The following is a 17,673-nucleotide window of genomic DNA, read 5'->3' on the forward strand; positions in this document are numbered from 1 at the left end:
CGCGAACACCGGCAAAGCCGGTGCCATCCACCGAGTTGTCTGCTTCGCGGGCGAGCCCGCTCCCACAGGGGGCCAAAGCTTGCTTGAGATATCACAATTACAAAGAGGTAATTTCTCATGGCTAAAATCGGTTTCATCGGCACCGGCATCATGGGCAAGCCCATGGCCCAGAACCTGCAAAAGGCAGGTCACAGCCTGTTCATTTCCACCCACCACGACGCTGCGCCAGCCGACCTGATCGCTGCCGGTGCCGTGGCCCTGGCCAACCCGAAAGAGGTTGCCCAGGAAGCCGAATTCATCATCGTCATGGTCCCCGACACCCCGCAGGTAGAAAGCGTTCTGTTCGGTGAAAACGGCGTGGCCGAAGGCGTCGGCCCGAACAAGGTGGTGATCGACATGAGTTCGATCTCGCCAACCGCGACCAAAGTGTTCGCCGAGAAAATCAAGGCAACCGGCGCTGCCTACCTGGACGCTCCTGTATCCGGTGGCGAAGTCGGTGCCAAGGCTGCGACCCTGAGCATCATGGTCGGTGGCTGCCCGAACGCCTTCGAACGCACCCTGCCGCTGTTCGAAGCCATGGGCAAGAACATCACCCGCGTCGGTGGCAACGGTGACGGCCAGACCGCCAAGGTCGCCAACCAGATCATTGTCGCCCTGAACATCCAGGCCGTCAGCGAAGCATTGCTGTTCGCCGCCAAGAACGGTGCAGACCCGGCCAAGGTGCGTGAAGCACTGATGGGCGGCTTCGCCTCGTCGAAAATCCTCGAAGTGCACGCCGAGCGCATGATCAAGGGCACCTTCGACCCAGGCTTCCGCATCAACCTGCACCAGAAGGACCTGAACCTGGCCCTGCAAGGCGCCAAGGAACTGGGCATCAACCTGCCCAATACCTCCAATGCCCAGCAAGTGTTCAACACCTGCCAGGCCCTGGGCGGCGGCAACTGGGACCACTCGGCGCTGATCAAAGGCCTGGAGCACATGGCCAACTTCTCGATCCGCGGCGACAAATAAGTCGTTTTTTAGCCTTCACTGGCCTCTTCGCGGGTAAACCCGCTCCTACCAAAGACCGCACAATCGCTCAGAGCTGTGCATTTAGGAGCGGGGCTTGTCCGCGAAGAAGCCAACGCCGTTGAACCTGCGACCACAGGCCCAATGGTGGCATCGAGCAACACCCGCCCCTGGTTCGGCCTGCACGGAGGCAGTTCCAGGGGCGTCTTTGATTCTGCAGAACAACAATAACTGGGAGCCTGCCATGTCGGTCGATCCGCAAAAACTTCTCCGCGAGCTGTTCGACACAGCCATCGCCGCCGCCCACCCCCGTCAAGTCCTCGAACCCTACCTGCCCGCCGATCGCAGCGGCCGGGTTATCGTCATCGGCGCCGGCAAGGCCGCAGCCGCCATGGCCGAAGTGGTCGAGAAAAGCTGGCAGGGCGAAGTCTCCGGCCTGGTCGTCACCCGCTACGGCCATGGCGCCAACTGCCAGAAGATCGAGGTGGTCGAGGCCGCCCACCCGGTCCCGGACGCTGCCGGCCTGGCTGTGGCAAAGCGCGTGCTGGACCTGGTCAGCAACCTCAACGAAAACGACCGCGTCATCTTCCTGCTGTCTGGCGGTGGCTCGGCGCTGCTGGCCCTGCCTGCCGAGGGCCTGACCCTGGCCGACAAGCAGCAGATCAACAAGGCGCTGCTGAAATCCGGCGCCACCATCGGCGAGATGAACTGCGTGCGCAAGCACCTCTCGGCGATCAAGGGCGGGCGCCTGGCCAAGGCCTGCTGGCCGGCCACGGTCTACACCTATGCCATTTCCGATGTACCGGGCGACCTCGCCACGGTAATCGCCTCTGGCCCCACCGTGGCCGACCCGAGCACCTCGGCCGACGCCCTGGCCATCCTCAAACGCTACAACATCGAAGCGCCCAAAGCGGTCATCGACTGGCTGAACAACCCGGCCTCGGAAACCGTCAAGGCCGATGACCCGGCCCTGGCCCGCAGCCACTTCCAGTTGATCGCCAAACCCCAGCAGTCGCTCGAGGCCGCCGCCGTCAAAGCCCGTCAGGCCGGTTTCAGCCCGCTGATCCTCGGCGACCTTGAAGGCGAATCGCGCGAAGTGGCCAAGGTGCATGCCGGTATCGCCCGGCAAATCGTTCAGCACGGCCAACCGCTCAAAGCGCCCTGCGTGATCCTGTCGGGTGGCGAAACCACCGTGACCGTACGCGGCAATGGCCGTGGCGGGCGCAACGCCGAGTTCCTGCTCAGCCTCACCGAAAGCCTGAAAGGCCTGCCGGGTGTTTACGCCCTGGCCGGTGACACCGACGGCATCGATGGCTCGGAAGATAACGCCGGTGCCTTCATGACCCCCGCCAGCTACGACCGCGCCGAAGCGTTGGGCCTGTCGGCCAGCGACGAATTGGACAACAACAACGGCTACGGCTACTTCGCCGCGCTGGATGCGCTGATCGTCACCGAACCGACTCGCACCAACGTCAACGACTTCCGCGCCATCCTGATCCTCGAGACTGCCCAATCATGACGCCTGATAAAAAAGTAAAGATCCTCGCCACCCTTGGCCCTGCGATCAACGGCATCGACGATATCCGCCAGCTGGTCGAAGCCGGGGTGAACATCTTCCGCCTCAACTTCAGCCATGGCGAGCATGCCGACCACGCCCTGCGCTACCAGTGGATCCGCGAAGTCGAGCAGCAACTGAACTACCCGCTGGGTATCCTCATGGACCTGCAAGGGCCGAAGTTGCGCGTTGGCCGCTTTGCCGAAGGCAAGGTGCAGCTGCAACGCGGCCAGGCCCTGCGCCTGGACCTGGACAAAACCCCGGGCGACAGCCGCCGGGTCAACCTGCCGCACCCCGAAATCATCGCCGCCCTTGAGCCCGGCATGGACCTGCTGCTGGACGACGGCAAGCTGCGTCTGCGCGTTACCGCCAAGCACAGCGACGCCATCGACACCGAGGTACTGAACGGTGGCGAGCTTTCCGACCGCAAGGGCGTCAACGTACCGCAAGCGGTGCTCGACCTCTCCCCGCTCACCGAAAAAGACCGCCGCGACCTGGCCTTTGGCCTGGAGCTGGGTGTGGACTGGGTCGCCCTGTCGTTCGTGCAGCGCCCTGAAGACATCGTCGAAGCGCGCCAGCTGATTGGCGACCGCGCCTACCTGATGGCCAAGATCGAGAAGCCATCGGCGGTGGAGCAACTGCAAGCCATCGCCGAACTGGCAGACGCGATCATGGTGGCCCGTGGTGACTTGGGCGTGGAAGTACCGGCCGAAAGCGTGCCGCAGATCCAGAAGCGCATCATCGGTACCTGCCGCCAGCTGGGCAAGCCGGTGGTGGTGGCCACGCAGATGCTCGAGTCGATGCGTTTCTCGCCAGCACCAACCCGTGCCGAAGTCACCGACGTGGCCAACGCGGTGGCCGAAGGTGCCGACGCTGCGATGCTGTCGGCCGAGACGGCCTCGGGCGACTACCCGCTGGAAGCTGTGCAGATGATGAGCAAGATCATCCGCCAGGTGGAGAACGGCCCGGACTACCAGGCCCAGCTCGACGTCGGCCGGCCAAAGGCCGAAGCGACCGTATCGGATGCCATCAGCTGCGCCATCCGCCGCATCAGCGGCATTCTGCCGGTGGCAGTGCTGGTCAACTACAGCGAGTCGGGCGCCTCGACCCTGCGCGCGGCACGTGAGCGGCCACGGGCACCGATCCTCAACCTGACGCCGAACCTGAACACCGCGCGCCGCCTCAGCGTGGCCTGGGGTGTGCATTCGGTGGTCAACGACCGCCTGCGTCAGGTCGACGAGGTGGTTTCCACCGCCCTGGAGATTGCCCAGGCGCAAGGCATGGCCAGCCGTGGCGACACGTTGCTGATCACCGCTGGCGTGCCTTTCGGCAAGCCGGGTACGACCAACACGCTGCGGATCGAGACTTTGATCTGAGATTGCCGGGGGCGCGTTGCGCCCCTTTCGCGACACAAGGCCGCTCCCACAGGGCCGCGCTGGCACAAGGGAATGCGATCCCTGTGGGAGCGTCCTTGTGTCGCGATTGGAGGGCAAAGCCCTCCCCGAATACCGCTCTACCCAACCGCGGAAAACCGAGGCCCAAAGAGGCCCACCGCTCCCCATCAACCTCACTGACTGCCCCATGTACACCAAAAATTTCGTCAACCCGTGCCCCGACTGGGCCACGGCGTTACTCAACGGCTTCAGCCAGGTGCTGCTGCTGCGCAACCCCCTGTGCGGCCTGTGCTGCCTGCTGGCCATCCTGCTGACGGCGCCCAACCTGGTCGGCGGCGCGCTGCTTGGTGCCTTGGCCGGCCTGCTCACCGCCCAGGCACGCGGCTATGACCGTGCCGACCGCCAAGCGGGGCTGTATTGCTACAACGGCGTGCTGATCGGCATCCTGATCAGCGCCGTGCTGCCCTGGTCAGCGATCCTGCCGCCACTGATAATCGCCGCCGGCGGCCTGTCCAGCATCATCACCCACCAGTGGCGCAAGCGCGGCGGCAAGTTGCTGATTGCCTACACCTCCCCTTTCGTATTGCTGGGCTGGGCCACACTGCTGGTCGCCAGCCCCTCGCCCAGCGGCTTCGTCGAAGCCGACCCGCTGTATGCGTTGGCCCGCGGCGTGGGCCAGATTTTCCTGCTCGACCAGCCCTTGGCCGGGTTGCTGATCATCGTCGGCATGTTCATCGCCAATCCCTATGCGGCGATGTGGGCGGTGATCGGTTCGGCCATTGGTGGCGGCGTGGCGTTGCTCGCGGATCAGGCACAGGCCGCATGGTTAGGCCTTTGCGGCTTCAACGCCGCGCTGGCAGCCTTGGCGTTTAGCCGCCAGGGCGAAAAGCCATGGGTGACGTTGCTGGCAGTAGCCCTGGCCCTGCTGCTGCAACCGCTGTTCAAGCTGTTGCCGCTGCCTGCCCTGACCGCCCCCTTCGTTGCCGCCTGTTGGCTGATGCACTTGGGCAGCTACCTGGCACAACCCAGGCAGCGCAACGCCAGCCGCTTGCACAGCTGAAACGCAACCCCTAGGCTCAGCCCATCGCTTTTGTGGAACGAGCCAATGAACAACCCAGCGAGTCTGCGCGAGCGGCTCTTCGTCATCGTCTTCCAGACCGACACCGTAGCCGGTCGCCGCTTCGACAAGATCCTGCTACTGATCATCCTGGCCAGCCTGGTCACGGTGATCCTCGACAGCATCGACGAAGTACACCAAGGCTACGCCGGCCTGCTGGCCGGCATCGAGTGGGGCTTTACCGCGATCTTCCTGGCCGAATACATCACCCGCCTGTACTGCTCGCCGAAGCCGTTGCGCTATGCCTTCAGTTTCTATGGCCTGGTCGATTTACTGGCGGTCGTGCCGGGGATCCTCGCGCTGTACTACAGCGACGCCCAGTACCTGTTGATCATTCGTGTGATACGGATGCTGCGGATCTTCCGTGTACTCAAGCTCAGCCCGTACCTCAAGCAGGCCCATTACCTGATGGAGGCACTGCGCGGCAGCAAACAGAAGATCATCGTGTTCCTGGTGACGGTATCGACGCTGGTGACCGTGTTCGGCACGCTGATGTACGTGATCGAAGGGCCTGAGCATGGTTTTACCAGCATCCCCAAAGGCATCTACTGGGCCATCGTTACCCTGACCACCGTGGGCTTTGGCGACATCGTGCCGAAGACTCCGCTGGGGCAGGTGCTGTCGTCGCTGGTGATGATCACCGGTTATTCGATCATTGCCGTGCCGACCGGTATCTTCACGGCAGAGCTGGCAAATGCCATGCGCGGGGAGCAGTTGCAGCATGATTGCCCGACCTGCTGCAAGAAGACCCACGAGCATGGGGCAGCGTTCTGTTCTCGCTGTGGGAATGGGTTGTTTCCCAAAGCGTGATAGCGCCTGTGCCGGCCTCTTCGCGGGTAAACCCGCTCCTACAACAGGCGCGGACCGTGCGCGGTCCCCCGTAGGAGCGGGTTTACCCGCGAAGAGGCCGGCACAGGCAGAAGCATAACCAAAGCATTTTTTGTTCTTTAACCCGTATAAACCCACCCGCTATAGTCGCTGGCAATCTGCCCCAACACCCTTCAAGAACAAGGAAGCATCGTGAAAAAGCTCTTCACCGCCTCGCTGCTCGCCGCAGGCCTGGCCCTGGGTAACCTCGCCCAGGCCGCCCCCACCCTGCTCAACGTTTCCTACGACGTGATGCGCGACTTCTACAAGGACTACAACCCGGCCTTCCAGAAGCACTGGGAAGCCGAACACAACGAGAAGGTCAACGTGCAGATGTCCTTCGGCGGCTCGAGCAAGCAGGCGCGTGCGGTGATCGATGGTCTGCCGGCCGATGTCATCACCATGAACATGGCCACCGACATCAACGCCCTGGCAGACAAGGGCAAGCTGGTGCCCGACAACTGGGTAACCCGCCTGCCGAACAACAGCGCGCCATTCACCTCGGCCACGGTGTTCATCGTGCGCAAGGGCAACCCAAAAGCCCTGAAAGACTGGCCCGACCTGCTCAAGGACGGTGTGCAGGTGATCGTGCCCAACCCGAAAACCTCGGGTAATGGCCGCTATACCTACCTGTCGGCCTGGGGCTACGTACTCAAGCAAGGCGGCGATGAAAGCAAAGCCCGCGACTTCGTCGGCAGGCTGTTCAAGCAGGCACCCGTGCTGGACACCGGTGGCCGTGCCGCCACCACCACGTTCATGACCAACCAGATCGGTGACGTACTGGTCACCTTCGAGAACGAAGCCGAGATGATCGCCCGCGAGTTTGGCCGCGACCAGTTCGAAGTGGTCTACCCAAGCGTATCGGCCGAAGCCGAGCCACCGGTGACGGTGGTCGACAGGGTGGTGGCCAGGAAAGGCACCCAGGCCGTGGCCGAGGAATACCTGAAGTACCTGTGGTCACCAGCAGCCCAGGAGATCGCCGCCAACAACTACCTGCGCCCGCGTGATGCAACGGTACTGGCCAAGTACACCGACCGCTTCCCGAAAGTGGACTTCCTGTCGGTGGAGAAAACCTTCGGTGACTGGCGTACCGTGCAGAAGACCCACTTCAATGATGGTGGGGTGTTTGACCAGATCTATACCGGTCAGTAACGCACAAGCAACATCAAACCCGGCGGAACACCAAGGCCTTCAGCCCCCCCGCCGGGTCAACGTCCGGAAACTCCGGCGGGTTTTCCAGACGCTCGACATAAGCCAGCGAAGGCGCCTGCGCTGCCATGCCTTCGATCAGAAACTCAGGCCCGATCCCCGGGTCGTTGACACACGCCAGCACCGTCCCGCCTTCGCTCAACAACTCAGGCAAACGCCGCAGGATCTTTGCGTAATCCTGGGTCAGCACAAAGCTGCCACGCTGGAAGGTTGGCGGGTCGATGATGATCAGGTCATAAGGCCCGTACTTGCGCACCTTGCCCCACGACTTGAACAGTTCATGCCCCAGGTATGCCACCCGTGATGCATCGTGGCCATTGAGGCGATGGTTGTCCCGGCCCCGCGACAGGGCCGACTTGGCCATGTCCAGGTTCACCACCTGCTCAGCGCCACCGGCAATCGCTGCCACGGAAAAGCCGCAGGTATAAGCAAAAAGGTTCAACACGCGCTTGCCCGCGGCCTGCTCGCGCACCCAGCGGCGGCCATAGCGCATGTCGAGGAACAGGCCATTGTTTTGCCGCACGCCCAAGTCCAGCAGGTAGGTCAGGCCGTCCTCGATCACTTCGCGTTGCTGGCACGGCTCGCCCAGCAGCCACTGGCCCGGGCTGTCGGGCAGGTAGCGGTGCTGGATGATGACTGCCTGCCCAGTCCACTGCGGGCGCTCGGCCAAGCTGCGCAGCATGGCTTCCAGTTCGGCGAGCTGGCCCTCGGGCGGCTCACGGAACAAGGCGACCGACAGCACGCCCTGCAGCCAGTCGACGGTGACCTGCTCCAGGCCCTGCCAGCAGCGGCCGCGGCCGTGAAACAGGCGGCGGGTTTCCCGTGGTGCAGGGTCGAGGGCGGCAAGCAGGTGTTGCTCAAGGGTGTCGATGGGCGAGGTCATGGCGGATCGCAGGCTGGCAAAAAGCGGCATTCTACCTTGCGGGCCTCTTCGCGGGTAAACCCGCGCCTACAGGATGCCGCGCCGAGCGGAACCACCACCCCTGCTGCATGCCCGCTGCCGCCAGCAGGATCAACCCCACGCCCAGCCACTGCAGCGGCGCCAGGCGGTGCCCGAACGCCACCCAGTCCACCAGAATTGCCGCAATCGGGTAAATGAACGACAGCGCACCGGTCAACGCCGTGGGCAAACGCTGGATGGCGCTGTACAACAGCACATACATCAGGCCGGTGTGCACCATGCCCAGTGTCAACAAGCTGGCCAACGCCGGCACTTCAACCGGCAACCCGCCAAGCGTGACCCACGGCGCCAGCAGCAGTACACCCGTGGTTACCTGAATCAGCGCTATCAGGTGCGGGGGCGTGCCACTCAGGCGCTTGATGATCAAGGCCGCGATTGCATACAGAAACGCCGCCCCCAGCGCCAGGGCAATCCCCAGCAGATAGTCCTCGCCATTACTTTGCCCAGCGCCGTGGGCACTGACGATGGCCAGCATGCCGAGGAACGCCACACTCAGCCAGGTCACCTTGGCCAAGGTGATCTTTTCGCCCAGAAACAGCGCCGCCAGCCCCACCAGAATGAATGGCTGCACGTTGTAAACCGCCGTGCCGATGGCAATCGACGCCCGCGCGTACGAGGCAAACAACAGCAGCCAGTTGCCGACAATGGCCGCCCCACTGGCAATCGCCAGCAAAAATGCCGTGCGGCTGATCACACCTGGGCGCAGAAAGCCAAACGCGGCGCAAATCGCCAGCAAGGTCACGGCACCGAACACGCAGCGCCAGAACACCACATCCAGCACCGGCTGGCCGGACACCAGCACGAACCAGCCAATGGTCCCGGAAATCAGCATGGCGGCGACCATTTCCAGCGAGCCGCGGCGCAATGAACTGTCCATCTCAAACCTCCCTTTGATAATGGCAACAGTATGCAAAGGCTGCAGGCTGGCCATCCAGCGGATAACCAAGGCATATTCGTGGGTCTGCCTTTACTATCAAGGCAAATAACACGAATTACCTGATGAGGTGAGCATGACCGATGCCATTGACCAATTATTGATCAACGCACTGATGGAGGACTCGCGCCGCTCGCTCAAGGCGCTGGCGCAGGTCAGCGGGCTGTCCGCACCCAGCGTCAGCGAGCGCCTGCGCCGGCTCGAAGAGCGCGGCGTGCTGCGCGGCTACACCGTGGAGGTCGACCCGCGCGCCTTTGGCTACCAGTTGCAGGCGATCGTGCGCATCCGTCCGCTGCCGGGGAAGCTGCAAGAAGTGGAGCGCCAGATCATTGCGATTCCTGAGTTCACCGAATGCGACAAGGTCATTGGCGAGGACTGCTTCATAGCCCGACTGCATGTGCGCTCGATGGAGCAGCTGGACACGCTGCTCGATCTCATGAATGTGCTGGCTGAGACCAATACCGCGATCATCAAGAAGACCCCGGTCAAGCGGCGGTTGCCGCCAATGGATTGATGGGCACCTGTGCTGGCCTCTTTGCAGGCGTGCCCGCGAAGAGGCCAGCACTGGAAAAGTTGACTATTTTTTGTACACAAAAACGTAACCATAGGTGCCATTTTTGTGTGCACTTTCTTCAGCAGCGCCCCAATTCGTTACACACTTTCCACCCGTTATTTTGACCAAATGATCAACTAATCAATCTTTCAAAAAATATAACTTGTTCACTTGGTCAACTTATATTCTCTGTATTTCATTAACTTACCTTTTAACAAGATAAGTTCGAAATGATCGCCTGCTGAAACCTGCTCTTCCCTTGGCATGGAACTCGCTTTTGTGCGTTCGTGTTTTGTATACAACTTAAACAAAACATAGATACACAAGAATCCGCGACGCCGACCCAATATCGGCCGCCGCGCCCACAACCCTGTGATGCCAACGCTGCACCGACGAGATGGCGAGCCCGTGCGCATGCCCGCTCATCGCAGTCCATGTGCATCAGGAGCCCGCCGGAATGAGTAGCAGCCTCGACCTTGCCCCTGAACAATCCGTCGCCAGCACACACCCCGCGTCCACGCTTGCCGGCCACCAGCCGGACCTTGTTCTCAGCCCGCGCCTGCATAACCGCGACCTGGCGCCAACGCGTATGGAAGGCCGTCGCTGGGGCGGCTACAGCATCTTCGCGCTGTGGACAAACGATGTGCACAATATCGCCAACTACTCGTTCGCCATGGGCTTGTTCGCCCTCGGCCTGGGCGGCTGGCAAATTCTGTTGTCGCTGGCCATCGGCGCGGCACTGGTGTACTTCTTCATGAACCTGTCGGGTTACATGGGGCAGAAAACCGGGGTACCGTTCCCGGTCATCAGCCGCATTGCCTTCGGCATCCACGGCGCGCAGATACCGGCGCTGATCCGAGCCATCATCGCCATCGCCTGGTTCGGCATCCAGACCTACCTGGCATCGGTGGTGCTGCGGGTGCTGCTCACCGCCGTGTGGCCGCAACTGGCAGCCTACGACCACGACAGCATCCTCGGCCTGTCGAGCCTGGGCTGGGTGTGTTTCGTGTCGATCTGGCTGGTGCAGCTGGTGATCCTGGCCTACGGCATGGAGATGGTGCGCCGTTACGAGGCCTTTGCCGGGCCTGTGATCCTGCTGACCGTCGCCGCACTGGCGGTGTTCATGTACGTCAAGGCCGACGCGCGCATTGCCTGGTCGGTGGCTACCCCGCTGACCGGCTATGAGATGTGGCGCAACATCTTTGCCGGCGGCGCACTGTGGCTGGCGATCTACGGCACCCTGGTGCTGAACTTCTGTGACTTCGCCCGCTCCTCGCCTTGCCGCAAGACCATCCGCGTCGGCAACTTCTGGGGCCTGCCGGTGAACATCCTGGTATTCGCCGTGATCACCGTGGTGCTGTGCGGCGCGCAGTTCCAGATCAACGGCCAGATCATCGACAGCCCGACGCAGATCGTCGCCGCCATACCCAGCACGCCATTCCTGGTGCTCGGCTGCCTGGCCTTCCTGATCGTCACCGTGGCGGTGAACATCATGGCCAACTTCGTCGCCCCGGCCTTCGTACTCAGCAACCTGGCGCCGCGCCACCTGAACTTCCGCCGTGCCGGGCTGATCAGCGCCACCCTGGCGGTGCTGATCCTGCCCTGGAACCTGTACAACAGCCCGCTGGTGATCGTGTACTTCCTGTCGGGCCTGGGCGCCCTGCTCGGCCCGCTGTACGGCGTGATCATGTCCGACTACTGGTTGCTGCGCAAAGGCTGCATCAACGTGCCAGAGCTGTATACCGAGCACCCGGCCGGTGCCTATCACTACAGCAAGGGCATCAACCTGCGCGCCGTGGCCGCCTTCGTGCCGGCCGCACTGCTGGCCATCGTGCTGGCCCTGGTGCCCAACTTCCACGGTATCGCGCCGTTCTCCTGGCTGATCGGTGCCGGCATCGCCGCCACCCTGTACCTGCTGATCGCGCCACGTAACCGCCATTACCACGACGTCAGCGGCGAGTGCATCGCCGTCGACCACAGCGGCCATTGATCAAGGAGGACTGCCCATGCGTATTCTGATCGCCAACGTCAACACCACCGAAGCCATTACCCAGGCCATTGCCGAGCAGGCCCGTGCGGTGGCCGCACCCGGTACCGAAATCGTCGGCCTCACACCCTGGTTCGGCGCCGAGTCGGTGGAGGGCAACTTCGAGAGCTACCTGGCGGCCATCGCGGTGATGGACCGGGTCCTGGCCTTTGAAGGGCCTTACGATGCCGTGATCCAGGCCGGTTATGGCGAACACGGCCGCGAAGGCCTGCAGGAACTGCTTAACGTGCCTGTGGTGGACATTACTGACGCCGCCGCCAGCACAGCAATGTACCTGGGCCACGCCTATTCCGTAGTAACCACGCTTGACCGCACCGTGCCATTGATCGAGGACCGCCTGAAGCTCTCGGGCCTGTATGACCGCTGCGCCTCGGTGCGAGCCAGCGGGCTGGCGGTGCTGGAACTGGAAGCCGACCCGCTGCGGGCCGTGGAGGCGATTGTCGAGCAGGCCGAACGCGCAGTGCGTGACGACAAGGCCGAGGTGATCTGCCTGGGTTGTGGCGGCATGGCCGGGCTGGACGAGCAGATTCGCCAACGTACCGGCGTGCCGGTGGTGGATGGTGTGAGTGCAGCGGTGACCATTGCCGAATCGCTGGTGCGCATGGGCTTGAGCACGTCCAAAGTGCGCACCTATGCGACGCCACGGGCGAAGAAAGTGGTGGGATGGCCGATGCGCTTCGGCCGCTAGATATCCTTCGCCTGTACCGGCCTCTTCGCGGCTAAAGCCGCTCCTACAGGACCAGCGCAAGCCTGAATACCGTGGGGTCCTCGTAGGAGCGGCTTTAGCCGCGAAGAGGCCGGCCCGCTTAACGCATCATCCTGGCCAAACGCTGCGCACTGCCACAGGCCAAGGTGAATCCCAACGCCCCATGCCCCAGGTTCAGCCACAGGTTGCGGTACACCGTCCCACCGATGATCGGCACCCCGGTCGGTGTCGCCGGCCGCATCCCCGCCCACTCCACCGCCTGGCCATAATCCGCCGCCCTCGGCAGCGTCTCCAGCGCCAGCCGCCGCATGCTCTGCAAACGGCGCATGTCCACCGACTCATCGAACCCGACAATGTCCACCATCGCCGCTACCCGCAGCTGCTGCCCCAGGCGGGCGTAGACGATCTTGCGCTCATAGTCGGTAAGGCTCACCTCCGGGGGCAGGTGCGCGGCGCTGATCGGTGCCGTCAGGCTATAGCCCTTCAGCGGGTAGACTGGTATCTGCACCCCCGGTAATGCCAAGCCTGGGCCGCGATGCCCGGCACACAGCACCAACTGCTCCACGTCCAGCTGCTGATCGCCCAGTTGCAGTGCCACGACCTGGCCCTGGCGCTGAAGCAATTGCGTCACCGGCCGGCCAAGCAGGAAATGGCACTGGCCCGACGCGCGCAACAGCGCCTCCAGCCGCAAGCAAAACACGTGACAATCGCCAACCTCTTCGCCCGCCGTGAACACGCCACCCACAAACGGTGCGCCATCCAGGGCAGGCTCCAGCCCGCGCAGCTCGGTAGCCGCCAGCACCTGCTGACTGGACGGGTCCGCCAACTGTTCCCGGCCTTGGGCAAAGGCCCGTTCACTGCGAAATGCCACCAGCTTGCCATTGCGCCGCCAGGCAAAATCCCCCAGGTTCTGGTCCTCGCGCCATTGCGCCAGAACGGCCTGACTGTAAAGCGCCAGCTCAAGCAATTGCCCGGCATTACGGCGATTGACGCTTCGCCGGCAAGCCAGGGTGAATGCCAGCAGCCAGCGCCACTGGGCCGGGTCCATGCGCAAGCGCAATCGCAATGGCGACTCGCCCTGCAACAGCCAGCCCAGCGCCTGCCACGGCACCCCGGCATCAGCCAGCGGCGCCACATAGCGATAGGACAATTGCCCGCCATTGGCAAAGCTGGTGGCCGACGCCAGGCTGTCGCGGGCCTCGATCAGGTCAACCGACCACCCTTCCCGAACCAGCGCGTAAGCCGTCGCCAGGCCCACCACTCCACCACCGATCACCGTTACCCGCTGTTTCATCGCTCATCCCTGTTCCAGCTTCCTTGCCAAACAGTACCAGCGGATCAGGTCGGGCAGCTATGCGCACCGTCATTCAGGCCTTGGCGCACATTACGGCTCAGCAGGCTGGCTTTGCCGTTTTGCCAGGTCAGGGTCAGTACATAGAGCGTGTCGAAGTCTTCGCCGCTCCAATCCTCGGTGATCACCCGCTCCTCCCCCAGGGCCTTGCCGGCCACGGTGTTGATCAGTTCCGGCAGGTAGCCGTGGGACCAGGCAGTGTAGATGGTCGCATTGCGGTACTTGTCGCTCAGCAACTCATCGGCCAGTTCAGCAGTGTCGTTGGCGCCGTAGTCGATATTCACCGGCAAGCCGAGGCGGATGGCACTGGGGGTGATGGTCATCAATGGGCGGATATAGCTGTAGCTTTCGTCCCGGCTGCCTTCCTCGACATGCCGCGTGGGGTTGGCGGCAAACACGTAGTCGGCCTTGCCGAAGCGCTCGGGCAGTACACTGGCCAGGTCCAGTGCACGGTTGAGGCCCTGGCAGTTCAACTGCCCGAGCCCCTCGCCCGGCTTCTCGCCATGACGCAGAAACACCAGGGTCTGGGTGCCATCCACCGGTCGTGCCCGGCTTTCGACAGCCTCCAGCGCCAACGGTACGGCGATGGCTGTGAGCAACAGACTCAGCAGCAAGTGACGGCGACGGCGGAAGAGTGTTGGCAACTTCATCAAGGCAGGCTCGTGTGGCAGAGAAAATCGGGTTTACCCGCCACATCGCCCGGCCAGTTGCAGGGCGCCCATGTAGTGAATGCCATCCCTGGCAACGCGTGAGGGTCAGAGTGCCCCGAACCCGTTTGGTTCCTCCCTGGAGGTGGATGCCGTTCCCTAGGCAAGGCCTAGATTAGGGGCTGGGTGTTGCGCAATTGTGTAAGGTGCAAGAATTTCGGGTTGCAACGTGCCCACTCAATCATCCCGCGTGAGCACTTCCAGCAGTTCGATCTCGAAGGTCAGGTCCGAATTCGGTGGGATCGCCCCTACGCTGCGTTCGCCATAGCCCAGGTGCGCCGGTACCAGCAGCTTGCGCTTGCCGCCAACGCGCATACCCATCAGGCCTTGGTCCCAGCCTTTGATTACCCTGCCGGTACCGATTACGCACTGAAACGGCTTACCGCGCGACCAGGACGAGTCGAACTCGCTGCCATCGGCCAGCCAGCCGGTGTACTGGGTGGTGATCAGGGCACCTTTGACGGCGGCTTTGCCGTCTCCCTCGACCAGGTCGATGATCTGCAGTTCTTGGCTCACGGGTACACTCCAAACGCTGAAAAAAAAAAACCGCCCTTTTCTCAGGAATGCACCGGTTTGGCAAGTTCACGCAGAATTGTATGGAGGCATTCGCCGACGGAATGCCCCCGTACAACATGACGTTGAATCAGCTGTTCTGCTCGAACACCTCTTGGCCGGACAGCTCCTTGGTCTGATTGGCGAAGCAGTACCACGCGGGTTTCTGTTCGACGAAGATCTGCAGGTCGAAATCCCAGGCTTGGTCGCCATCGAGCAGGCCGACCGGCACGGCGTGGAAGTCGTTGGCCTTGAGCCGGTAGTACAGGTGCGTACCACAGCGGCCACAGAAAGCACGCTGGGCCCAGTCGGACGAATCATAGACGCTCGGCGCACGCCCTTCGATCAGCGGAGGCTTGCTGCAGTGCACCACCAGCAGCGGGCCACCGGTCCACTTGCGGCACATGCTGCAATGACAAGCGCTGATATGGGTATTGTCGACGCTGACCGTCAGCCGCGTGTCGCCGCACAGGCAGGTGCCGTGTTTTTCCAGGTCCATGGGTGGCTCCTTGAACGGAAAGATGGGCCTGCAATTATAGAAGCCCCCAGGGCATCACACGCCATACTAGATGTACACATTGCCCCGCAGGTACAACGCCGCCCGCCCACTGATGATTACGCGGCCATTGCCCGGCACTTCACACTGCAATTGCCCTTTGCGTGCCCCGCCCTGCTCGCAGTTCAGCACCTTCTTGCCCAGCCTCTGGGCCCATACCGGCGCCAGCGAGGTGTGTGCCGAACCGGTTACCGGGTCTTCATTCACACCAACCCGCGGGCCGAACCAGCGGGTGACGAAGTCAAAGCCACGCCCTGCCGCGGTCACGGCAATGCCACGGACGTCGAAGGCCGACAGTGCAACAAAATCTGGGTTCAACGTATCGAGCAGCAAGGCGTCATCGATCAGCACCACATAATCGTCACTGTGGTAAACCACCTGAGCCTGGCTCAAGCCCAGCGCCTGCAACAAGCCCGCCGGTATGTCCACCGCTACGGGTTGCTTGGCCGGGAAGTCCATGGCCAGCAGGCCATCAGTGCCACGGCTGACGCGCAACTCGCCACTGCGGGTATTGAAGCGCAGCACTTGCGCCTGCTCACCCAGTTGCTCGAACAGCACGTAAGCCGAGGCCAAGGTAGCATGGCCGCACAGGTCGACCTCCACGGCGGGGGTAAACCAACGCAAGTCAAACGTTTCGCCGTTGCGCACGAAGTAGGCTGTTTCTGACAGGTTGTTTTCTTCGGCAATGCGCTGCAGCACATCGTCCGGCAGCCAGCTGTCCAGCGGGATCACTGCGGCCGGGTTGCCACCGAACGGTTCAGTGGAAAAGGCATCGACCTGGAATATTTCGAGTTGCATGCACACACTCCTTGTTGCCCGGGCGCTGCCAGGCAGATATCTGGAAAAGGGTTACGGGCGTACCGGGGTCAAAACTGGCTCACCGGCAAAGAACGCCTGCAGGTTGCGTAGCACCAAGGCCACCGTGTCGCGCGCGGCTTCTGGCGATTGGCCAGCCACGTGGGGTGTGAGCACGGTGTTGGGCAAGGCCTTGAGTGCATCGGGCACTGCCGGCTCGTCATCGAATACATCCAGCGCGGCGCCAGCCAGCTGGCCACGCTGCAATGCAGCAATCAGGGCCTGCGTGTCGACCACGCTGGCACGGGCGATGTTCACCAGATAACCGTCAGCCCCCAGGGCCTGAAGGACGTGGGCATCGACCAGATGCCGGGTGTTGGCGCCACCGGGGGTGGCCACCACCAGGATGTCGACGGCTTCAGTCAAGTGTCGTGGGCTGTCGTGCCAGGTATAGGGCACCCCCTGGCGTGCTGTGCGGCTGTGGTAGCTGACGTGCATGTCGAAGCCCAAGTGGGCCCGCTTGGCGATCGCCAGCCCTACTGCGCCGAGGCCGAGAATGCCTAGGCGCTTGCCACTCACCGAGGGGCTGATCACCCGGTTCCATTCACCGCGCCGCGTGCTGGCATCGGCACGGGGGATGTCGCGCAGCAGCGCCAGCAGCAGGGCCAGGGTGTGGTCGGCGACGGCCGCGGCATTGGCCCCTGCGCCATTGGTGACGGTTATGCCGCGGGCAGCGGCGGCGGCCAGGTCGACCTGCTCGTAGCCGGCGCCGATCACGCAGATGATCTGCAATCTGGGTAATGCGTCAATTTCGGCGGCGGATAGCCCCAGCGGCCCACGGGTGAGGACCGCATCGATTTCTTCGGCGTGGCGATGAATGGCATCGGCGCGCAGTTTCGGCGAAGGGGCACGGATCAGGTGGTAACCGGCCTGCTCCAGCATGGGCAGGTAATCGTCGACGGTTTCCACCAGTACCAGGACTGTCTTGCGCATGCCACCTCCGGGTGAATTCGAGGCGTCATTATGCGGAGTCACCGACCGGTACAGTCAATGGAAATAACAAGGCAAAACTGTACTGTGCTGTTTCTGCGTTGCTGCGTTGCTGCGTTGCTGTTGCTGTTGCTGTTGCTGTTGCTGTTGCTGTTGCTGTTGATCTTGATCTTGATCTTGATCTTGATCTTGATCTTCGCGACTTCAGGAGGCCGAACGCAGGCCTTGCGGAGGCAGGTGACGGGCATGGATGCCCGTCAAGCGCTGAGGCCCCAGGATGGGGCCTTCGGCGCGGTCCTGCCGGGAGCAAGGCCGGAGTGAGGGGACCCCGGAGCGCAGCGCAGGGGCCGGATGATAGGAGCGCATGTATT

Annotated in this window: 18 protein-coding genes; 9 read left to right on the forward strand and 9 right to left on the reverse strand. The window is 62.8% G+C overall.

The annotated features are described in order from the left end of the window. Positions 1-117: 117 nt before the first annotated feature. From ACF8GF_RS08750 to ACF8GF_RS08775, 6 genes are all read left to right on the forward strand, one after another. The gene (locus ACF8GF_RS08750; protein ID WP_103462236.1) at positions 118-1,011 is read left to right on the forward strand and encodes a 2-hydroxy-3-oxopropionate reductase; all 894 of its coding nucleotides are present in this window, start codon (positions 118-120) and stop codon (positions 1,009-1,011) included. 241 nt (positions 1,012-1,252) lie between these two features. Then, positions 1,253-2,527: a glycerate kinase gene (locus ACF8GF_RS08755; RefSeq protein ID WP_176685143.1), complete on the forward strand. Its 1,275-nt coding sequence runs from the start codon at positions 1,253-1,255 to the stop codon at positions 2,525-2,527. After that, on the forward strand, positions 2,524-3,939 hold the full coding sequence (pyk, locus tag ACF8GF_RS08760) for a pyruvate kinase (RefSeq protein WP_392487728.1): 1,416 nt from the start codon (positions 2,524-2,526) through the stop codon (positions 3,937-3,939). Before ACF8GF_RS08755 ends, pyk begins: the two co-directional genes overlap by 4 nt. A 205-nt stretch (positions 3,940-4,144) precedes the next feature. Next, positions 4,145-5,017: an urea transporter gene (locus ACF8GF_RS08765; RefSeq protein ID WP_392487729.1), complete on the forward strand. Its 873-nt coding sequence runs from the start codon at positions 4,145-4,147 to the stop codon at positions 5,015-5,017. 45 nt (positions 5,018-5,062) lie between these two features. Beyond that, entirely contained in the window at positions 5,063-5,884 is an 822-nt protein-coding gene (locus ACF8GF_RS08770; protein WP_176685142.1) for an ion transporter, read from the forward strand. Positions 5,885-6,094: 210 nt separating this feature from the next. Beyond that, positions 6,095-7,093: a sulfate ABC transporter substrate-binding protein gene (locus ACF8GF_RS08775; protein ID WP_392488492.1), complete on the forward strand. Its 999-nt coding sequence runs from the start codon at positions 6,095-6,097 to the stop codon at positions 7,091-7,093. 13 nt (positions 7,094-7,106) lie between these two features. Here ACF8GF_RS08775 and ACF8GF_RS08780 read toward each other — a convergent pair whose 3' ends face one another. Both ACF8GF_RS08780 and ACF8GF_RS08785 read right to left on the reverse strand, forming a co-directional pair. Next, positions 7,107-8,033, reverse strand: coding sequence for a class I SAM-dependent methyltransferase (locus ACF8GF_RS08780; protein ID WP_392488493.1), 927 nt, complete (start codon positions 8,031-8,033; stop codon positions 7,107-7,109). A gap of 31 nt (positions 8,034-8,064) precedes the next feature. Beyond that, positions 8,065-8,988, reverse strand: coding sequence for a DMT family transporter (locus ACF8GF_RS08785; RefSeq protein ID WP_392488494.1), 924 nt, complete (start codon positions 8,986-8,988; stop codon positions 8,065-8,067). A gap of 133 nt (positions 8,989-9,121) precedes the next feature. On the opposite strand from ACF8GF_RS08785, the gene ACF8GF_RS08790 reads away from it, so the two are divergent. The 3 genes from ACF8GF_RS08790 (at position 9,122) to ACF8GF_RS08800 (ending at position 12,333) form a co-directional block, all read left to right on the forward strand. After that, positions 9,122-9,559, forward strand: a complete 438-nt coding sequence (locus ACF8GF_RS08790; RefSeq protein ID WP_064493259.1) for an Lrp/AsnC family transcriptional regulator — start codon at positions 9,122-9,124, stop codon at positions 9,557-9,559. Positions 9,560-10,055: 496 nt separating this feature from the next. After that, positions 10,056-11,588, forward strand: a complete 1,533-nt coding sequence (locus ACF8GF_RS08795) for an NCS1 family nucleobase:cation symporter-1 (protein WP_392488495.1) — start codon at positions 10,056-10,058, stop codon at positions 11,586-11,588. 16 nt (positions 11,589-11,604) lie between these two features. Continuing rightward, positions 11,605-12,333, forward strand: coding sequence for an aspartate/glutamate racemase family protein (locus ACF8GF_RS08800; protein WP_003254359.1), 729 nt, complete (start codon positions 11,605-11,607; stop codon positions 12,331-12,333). 118 nt (positions 12,334-12,451) lie between these two features. Here ACF8GF_RS08800 and ACF8GF_RS08805 read toward each other — a convergent pair whose 3' ends face one another. The 7 genes from ACF8GF_RS08805 to ACF8GF_RS08835 all read right to left on the reverse strand — a co-directional run bounded on the left by ACF8GF_RS08805 (position 12,452) and on the right by ACF8GF_RS08835 (position 17,550). After that, the gene (locus ACF8GF_RS08805) at positions 12,452-13,645 is read right to left on the reverse strand and encodes a D-amino acid dehydrogenase (protein ID WP_392461838.1); all 1,194 of its coding nucleotides are present in this window, start codon (positions 13,643-13,645) and stop codon (positions 12,452-12,454) included. Between the two features lie 44 nt (positions 13,646-13,689). Beyond that, positions 13,690-14,352, reverse strand: coding sequence for a histidine phosphatase family protein (locus ACF8GF_RS08810; protein WP_392488496.1), 663 nt, complete (start codon positions 14,350-14,352; stop codon positions 13,690-13,692). A 234-nt stretch (positions 14,353-14,586) separates the two neighbouring features. Next, entirely contained in the window at positions 14,587-14,925 is a 339-nt protein-coding gene (locus ACF8GF_RS08815; RefSeq protein WP_003254365.1) for an FKBP-type peptidyl-prolyl cis-trans isomerase, read from the reverse strand. 127 nt (positions 14,926-15,052) lie between these two features. Next, entirely contained in the window at positions 15,053-15,460 is a 408-nt protein-coding gene (locus tag ACF8GF_RS08820) for a GFA family protein (protein ID WP_176685135.1), read from the reverse strand. A 66-nt stretch (positions 15,461-15,526) separates the two neighbouring features. Further along, positions 15,527-16,315, reverse strand: coding sequence for a PhzF family phenazine biosynthesis protein (locus tag ACF8GF_RS08825; RefSeq protein ID WP_392488497.1), 789 nt, complete (start codon positions 16,313-16,315; stop codon positions 15,527-15,529). 51 nt (positions 16,316-16,366) lie between these two features. Further along, positions 16,367-17,305 (reverse strand): 2-hydroxyacid dehydrogenase, encoded by a 939-nt coding sequence (locus ACF8GF_RS08830; RefSeq protein WP_392519738.1) that lies wholly within the window; start codon positions 17,303-17,305, stop codon positions 16,367-16,369. Positions 17,306-17,343: 38 nt separating this feature from the next. After that, positions 17,344-17,550, reverse strand: coding sequence for a hypothetical protein (locus ACF8GF_RS08835; protein WP_392488499.1), 207 nt, complete (start codon positions 17,548-17,550; stop codon positions 17,344-17,346). Between the last annotated feature and the right edge of the window lie 123 nt (positions 17,551-17,673).

It is taken from the genome of Pseudomonas sp. yb_5, from assembly GCF_043103865.1.
Taxonomy (GTDB): domain Bacteria; phylum Pseudomonadota; class Gammaproteobacteria; order Pseudomonadales; family Pseudomonadaceae; genus Aquipseudomonas; species Aquipseudomonas putida_Y.